This window comes from uncultured Succinatimonas sp., assembly GCF_905203285.1.
Taxonomy (GTDB): domain Bacteria; phylum Pseudomonadota; class Gammaproteobacteria; order Enterobacterales; family Succinivibrionaceae; genus Succinatimonas.
In genome coordinates, this window is sequence record NZ_CAJKVK010000108.1 from 1 (window position 1) to 5,924 (window position 5,924).

At 40.2% G+C, this 5,924-nt stretch carries 7 protein-coding genes; 4 read left to right on the plus strand and 3 right to left on the minus strand.

Annotation, left to right across the window (positions count from 1 at the left end):
• The 4 genes from QZ019_RS08980 to trxB form a co-directional block, all read left to right on the plus strand.
• Positions 1-966 (plus strand): Asd/ArgC dimerization domain-containing protein (locus QZ019_RS08980; RefSeq protein WP_295484379.1); only part of this gene is annotated, 966 nt, incomplete at its 5' end.
• On the plus strand, positions 959-1,624 hold the full coding sequence (locus tag QZ019_RS08985; RefSeq protein ID WP_295484381.1) for a M15 family metallopeptidase: 666 nt from the start codon (positions 959-961) through the stop codon (positions 1,622-1,624). The genes QZ019_RS08980 and QZ019_RS08985, both read left to right, overlap by 8 nt.
• A gap of 162 nt (positions 1,625-1,786) precedes the next feature.
• Positions 1,787-2,281 carry a hypothetical protein gene (locus tag QZ019_RS08990; protein WP_294567808.1) on the plus strand — a complete coding sequence of 165 codons (495 nt, stop codon included), beginning with the start codon at positions 1,787-1,789 and terminating at the stop codon, positions 2,279-2,281.
• Positions 2,282-2,289: 8 nt separating this feature from the next.
• Positions 2,290-3,237 (plus strand): thioredoxin-disulfide reductase, encoded by a 948-nt coding sequence (trxB, locus tag QZ019_RS08995; protein ID WP_295484383.1) that lies wholly within the window; start codon positions 2,290-2,292, stop codon positions 3,235-3,237.
• Here trxB and dapE read toward each other — a convergent pair whose 3' ends face one another.
• The 3 genes from dapE to QZ019_RS09010 all read right to left on the minus strand — a co-directional run bounded on the left by dapE (position 3,238) and on the right by QZ019_RS09010 (position 5,750).
• Positions 3,238-4,392: a succinyl-diaminopimelate desuccinylase gene (gene dapE, locus QZ019_RS09000; protein WP_295484385.1), complete on the minus strand. Its 1,155-nt coding sequence runs from the start codon at positions 4,390-4,392 to the stop codon at positions 3,238-3,240.
• A 60-nt stretch (positions 4,393-4,452) separates the two neighbouring features.
• A complete protein-coding gene (locus QZ019_RS09005) occupies positions 4,453-5,097 on the minus strand; it encodes a hypothetical protein (RefSeq protein ID WP_295484388.1) in 645 nt (214 codons plus the stop codon).
• Positions 5,098-5,522: 425 nt separating this feature from the next.
• On the minus strand, positions 5,523-5,750 hold the full coding sequence (locus QZ019_RS09010; RefSeq protein ID WP_294567801.1) for a hypothetical protein: 228 nt from the start codon (positions 5,748-5,750) through the stop codon (positions 5,523-5,525).
• Positions 5,751-5,924: the final 174 nt, after the last annotated feature.

Sequence of the window (5,924 nt, forward strand, 5' to 3'; positions counted from 1 at the left end):
GAAACTTTAGAAGAACTTAAAGTGGATATCGGTAAGCTTTATCCTTTGTCTCCGCTTGAAGGTGAATTTGATGCCGTTACTTTAAACGGCCGCAATCATATGATAGAACCGGTTTCGTCTTTTGATTTCTCTAAAGCACAAGTTGCCATGTTTTTATGTCCGCCAGATGAGAGTAAAAGGCTTTGTGATAAAGCAACTGAGGCTGGATGTATCGTTATAGATAACAGTAGACGTTTTTCAGGGGATGACAATGTTCCGTTGGTGCTGCCTGAACTTAATCCGTATACGGTAAAAGAAGCTCTTGAGCGTAAAGTTGTTATTCCTCCGGCATCAGTCAGTGCCGAGCTTGCATTAAGCTTGTCGGTATTACACGATGAATTCGGAGTGGCAAGAGCCCAGGTAACGGCGCTTGAATCCGTGTCGGAACACGGACGTGCCGGCACTGAAACACTGGCACGTGAAACCACTTTACTGTTAAACGGCATGGCGCTTGAGGATAATGATTTCCCGGCACAGCTTGCTTTTAACATACATACCAGAATCGGTGATTTAAGCGAAAGCGGCTACTCAACTCATGAGGAAGTAGTGCGTCATGAGTTAAAAAGGCTCTTAGGTGATTTTGAGCGCGGCTTTGATTTTACTTCAATTCAAGTTCCGGTTTTTTACGGACATACTGTTGTAGTCCATGTTGAGCTTGAAGAAGATGTTCCTGAAGGCGCGGTTGAAGATGCTTTCAATGCTTGTGAGTGGATTAAAGTTGCCGATAAAGATGAGCTTTTAACCCCGGTAACGCATGGTATTAACGAGACTAAATTGTTAATTACAAGATTGCACGCCGACCCTTCTTCACGCCGTGGATTTGATTTTATCGTGCTTATGGATAATGCTCGTCGCGGTGAAGCTTATTCATGCGTTCAGATAGCAAATCTTTTAGGTAAAGAGCTTAATCTTATTAAAAATGATTAGTACTCTTGAGTGCCTGGGACTTGACGAAAGTCGTTTGGTAAAGCTTTTTGATACCGAGCTTTTAGCCGACATAGATGCGGCGGCGGCTTTAGGTTTACTTGTCGATAAAGCTTTAAGCGACGGCTTTTCTCTTGATGTCGCATCTGCTTATCGGTCATTTTCGCGGCAGTGCGCAATATTTGATGCTAAATGGAACGGCTTAAGACCGGTCCTTGATCAAAATGAGCATCCTATTGATATAAGCAATTTGACTCCGACAGACAAAGTAGCGGCAATTTGCCGCTTTTCTGCAATTCCCGGTTTTTCTCGTCATCATTTCGGTACTGATTTTGATATTTACTCAAAATCCATGCTGCCAGATGGTGAAAATTTACAGCTTACGGCTTATGAATATGAAAAAGGCTCTTATTTCTATTCTTTAGGTTTGTGGCTTGAAGAAAATTTAGATTCATTTGGTTTTATAAGACCGTATTCAGGCAAAAACATGGGATATGAGCCGTGGCATATTTCATATAAAGAAAAAGCAGAAAAATATTTGAACGCTTTTTCTTTTGATGCTGCTGTGGATGTATTGTTAAAGTCCTCGTATCCTTGGGCTAAACATTGTGTTGATTTTGCCAAAAATAATTACAGGCAATTGCTAGGTATTGTCAGGTGATTAAACCAATAACAGTTTAAATTTGCTTTAGCACGATAAGTCTTTTACCGATTAAAACCGATATTTGGAAGTAAGACAAAAGAAATTTTTACAGCTAAGGGTAAACTAAGATAAAGATCTTAAAGTAAGAATAAAGATAAACTTTGATAAAAGGAGTTTAGTATGAACTTTAAGACTATTCCCGTTGCTGTTGCTTTGTTAAGCGCTGTTTCCTTATCTTCTCTTGCAATTGCGGCTCCTGATAATATCGATCCTGCTTCAGTGCGCGGATTTGATACCGTAGCGCCGCGTCCTGTTGCAGATGTGCCTCCTCCTTGTCCTTACTATGATGATTTCGGCCCTCGCCATCACCGTATGTTGAGATCTCCTGTCATGGCGGAGCGTTACGGTCAGCAGGTCGATGAGCTTGACAAGATTGAGTCGCAGCTTTTTGTTGAAAGAAAGGTATTAAAGGCTTTAGAACGTGCCGATGATCCGAATGTCCAGGAAATTCGTAAGCAGGCACAGACTGTAGCTGATTTAGAATCTCAAAAACGTGAAAAAGAACGCTTACTTATGCAACAATTTGTAAAAGATGGCGGATATAAAGATTGTCCTTATTATGATGAATATGATCGTGGCCCAGGGCCTCGTCATCATCGCTTCAGACATTGGTAGAGTTGCATATGGAACAAGGTGAAATTTTAAACGTTGTAATTATAGGTTCAGGACCTGCCGGATACACGGCAGGAATTTATACTGCTCGAGCCGGCCTTAAGCCGGTTCTGGTAGCAGGATCCGAGGTCGGAGGACAACTTATTTCAACTCCTGAAATCGGAAATTGGCCCGGAGAGAAAGATAATCCCTCAGGTTTTGATCTGATGCAAAAGCTTCAAGATCATGCCAAATCCCTCGGTACTGAAATTATTTTCGATACGGTTACTAAAGTAGATTTAAAAGATAAGGTTAAAACTTTAACTTTAAGCTCAGGTAAGGTGCTAAAGGCGCTTTCGGTAATTGTCGCAACCGGAGCTAAAGCACGCTTTTTGGGTATTGAATCTGAAAATAAATATAAAGGTCACGGAGTTTCAGCATGCGCAACTTGTGACGGATTTTTCTTTAGAAAAAAGGATGTCGCGGTAGTCGGCGGAGGATCGGCTGCTTTCGTGGAGGCTATCTTTTTGGCATCTTTATGCAATAAAGTTTATTTAGTGCATCGCCGTCAGGGCTTTAGATCTGAAAATGTGCTTATAGATAAATTTAAAGCTTTGGTAGCAGAAGGAAAAGCCGAATTCGTGCTTGATGCCGTGGTCGATGAAATTAAAGGTGACGGTAATGCCGTTAACGCCTTAGCCGTTGAATTTAAGGATGGAACTAAACGCGACTTGCCCGTACAGGGCGTGTTTGTCGCCATAGGTCATGCTCCGGCAACTGACATCTTTAAAGATGATTTGGAACTTGATGGGGATGGTTATATCGTTTTGCATAAAGAAAACGGAGCTGCCGCTACTTCATGCCCTGGTGTCTTTGCCGCAGGAGATTGTGCCGATAAAGTGTATCGTCAGGCGATAACTTCGGCAGGAAGCGGTTGTCAGGCAGCGCTTGATGCCGAAAAATATCTGTTAAATGCCTGATTAATTTAAAAGACGCTCTAAGGTTTTGATAAAAATAAGGCTTAGAGCGTCAAGAGATGAAGCTGCCACTTTTTCATTAATCTGGTGAATGGTGGCGCTTTTTGGTCCGAACTCCACAACCTTGGTGCCAAGCGGGGCGATAAACCTGCCGTCAGACGTTCCTCCTGATGTGGATAGATTCGGTGTGACGCCGGTTACTTCTACAATAGATTCAGACAAGGCTTTAGATAATTGGGAGTTTCCTGAAATAAACGGCAAGCCGTTAAGCTTAAAGCGTACCTGACAGTTAAGTTTTAAATTATCTATTTGTTTTTCAACAAATTCTTTTATTGAATCGAAACTTTCTTCATTATTAAAGCGCCAGTTGCACATAAAGTAGCAAGATTCGGGAACCACGTTTTCAGCGCTCGTGCCGCTTTTTATGTTTGTCAGCTCAAAAGATGTAGCCGGGAAAAATTCATTGCCTGAATCAAGCTTAGTATTAAGCGCATTGATAAGTTTTGCGGCGTCATGAATCGGATTGTGAACCCGTTCAGGATAGGCGACATGTCCTTGCTTGCCTATTACGGTAATATGAGCGGTAAGCGATCCTCGACGTCCGACTTTAATCGTGTCGCCGAAAACTTTTTCGGAAGACGGTTCGCCTACGATACAAAAATCAGGGATAAGATTTTCTTTTTTCAGTTCGTTTGCAACGAAAGGAACACCGCCTGAGGCATCTCCCTCTTCGTTTGAAGTTATCAATAATCCCAGTGTGCCTTTGTGATTGGGGTATTTTTTAACATATTCACAAAGAGCCTCGGTCATTGCAGCATCGGAGCCTTTCATGTCGGCGCTGCCGCGTCCTTGCAACATAAGACCTTCTTTTTCATCCTCTAGGAAAGTAGGAGAAAAAGGATCGCTTGTCCATAAAGATAAATCACCGGGAGGTACTACGTCGGTGTGTCCAAGAAAAAGAATAAAAGGACTGCCTTGGCCGTGAGTGGCTAAAAGATTTAAGGTTTGACTGCCTTCTTCTTTATAAGATTTAACGGTAAAGCCTGCAGATAAAAAGCGTTTGGCAAGAATTTTCTGGCAGTCTGCATCATCAGGGGTAATTGATTTACAGGCAATTAACTGCTTTGCAAGGGAAATAACTGGACTTGAATGTGACATGGACAAAGCTTTGCGGTAACTAAAAAGACAAGACGCAAGGAATTGCCTTGCGTCTTATGGTTAATCATCTTCTGACGGATATTGTAAGAAGAGTTTGCGTTCAAGACGCAGGAATTGATAAGCCTTAGTGTCTTTGGCGTTCATCGGATCGTATTTTCCGTAGCGGATTTGGCGCAGCAGATCGCGATCTTCATCGGAAATTGCGTCACTGGCTTTAATGTATTGACGGATAAAATCACCGGCAAGAAGCTTATCCCACGGATAGACGGTGGAAATGGAACGGAGAATCAACATAGAAAGCATGTCGACGCTGATAACGCATTTTTCAGACAATTTATCAAGGAAATGCTCAAAGTTATGATAATCGTCAGCATAAGCGTAAAAAGGCAGAGATGAGCTGACCGCTCCGTCTAAATATTCGATAGTGCAGGTGTTGTCATCATTTACGCGGATAAAAGCCGGAGTCAATTCGGCTTTGGCGCAGTGATCTTTAATTTGCTGCTTGACGTTCTCATCCTCGCATAAAAGCAGGGGCTTTTGGTTCATGAGGGCTAAAACTTCAAGAACGTCGTCAATTCCGCAGGTCTCAACTTCTTCTGCGGTAACGAAAACGCATAATTGGGCATTGAGCGGATTTTCAGGCGGACGCATTACTTTATGGGCATCCGGAGGACAATCAGGATGCATTCTTTCAATCTGAGACATGTTCTACTCCTTTTGGTTAAGCCGTATTGTAGCAAAAGTTTATGGGTGTTGCAGGAGGGAGAAACGCAGAGTGTGATTGTCTTTTTTACCTGAAGAAAATATCGTTTATTTAAATTAAAGAAGGAGAAAAGAAAGATTGTCTTATCATTTAAATCTCATTAAAAACCTTTCATTTCATGATATTAATTATGTTTGGGATCAAAAATTTTTAATTTTAGAACGTATAAAAACAAACCGCTCTAAAGCGGTTGTTAAATTAACTTAGCTTGTTTTGCTATTTAATAAAAGCTATTCAAACTTATGCATGTATAAATATATTTGATATATGAACGATTATTTTTTAAATAAATAATAAACACTATAAGAGCATATAAAAGCAAAGCATACACTTGCAATTACAGCAATATAAAAACCTAAATCCATAATTAAAGCCTCTCTAAATCTTTGCCTATGTGCTTAATATAAATTATAGTTGAGATCAAAGTCATAAAAAGCAAGATGAGCGCAATTGATAAAAAAATATTTTGATAAATGTTTAATTTTTCGTAATTGATAAATAAAAACGCAATGACTGCAAAAATTGTGCTTAATAACGCAAACAAAAAACCTTTTGCAATGTCAGCATAATATTTAATTTTATCTGCTTTTGCCACATTACACCCCTTGTCCTGCTTTATCAGCCTGATTTGATGCCATATAAACAGAGCAACTGGACAAAGTAAAACACAACAAACTATATGTAAAAAGAGATTTAATTTTCATTTTTTACCTTATAATTTTTTTATTATTTGATTTTTATTAAAAAGTTAAAATAAGGTATAAATTAT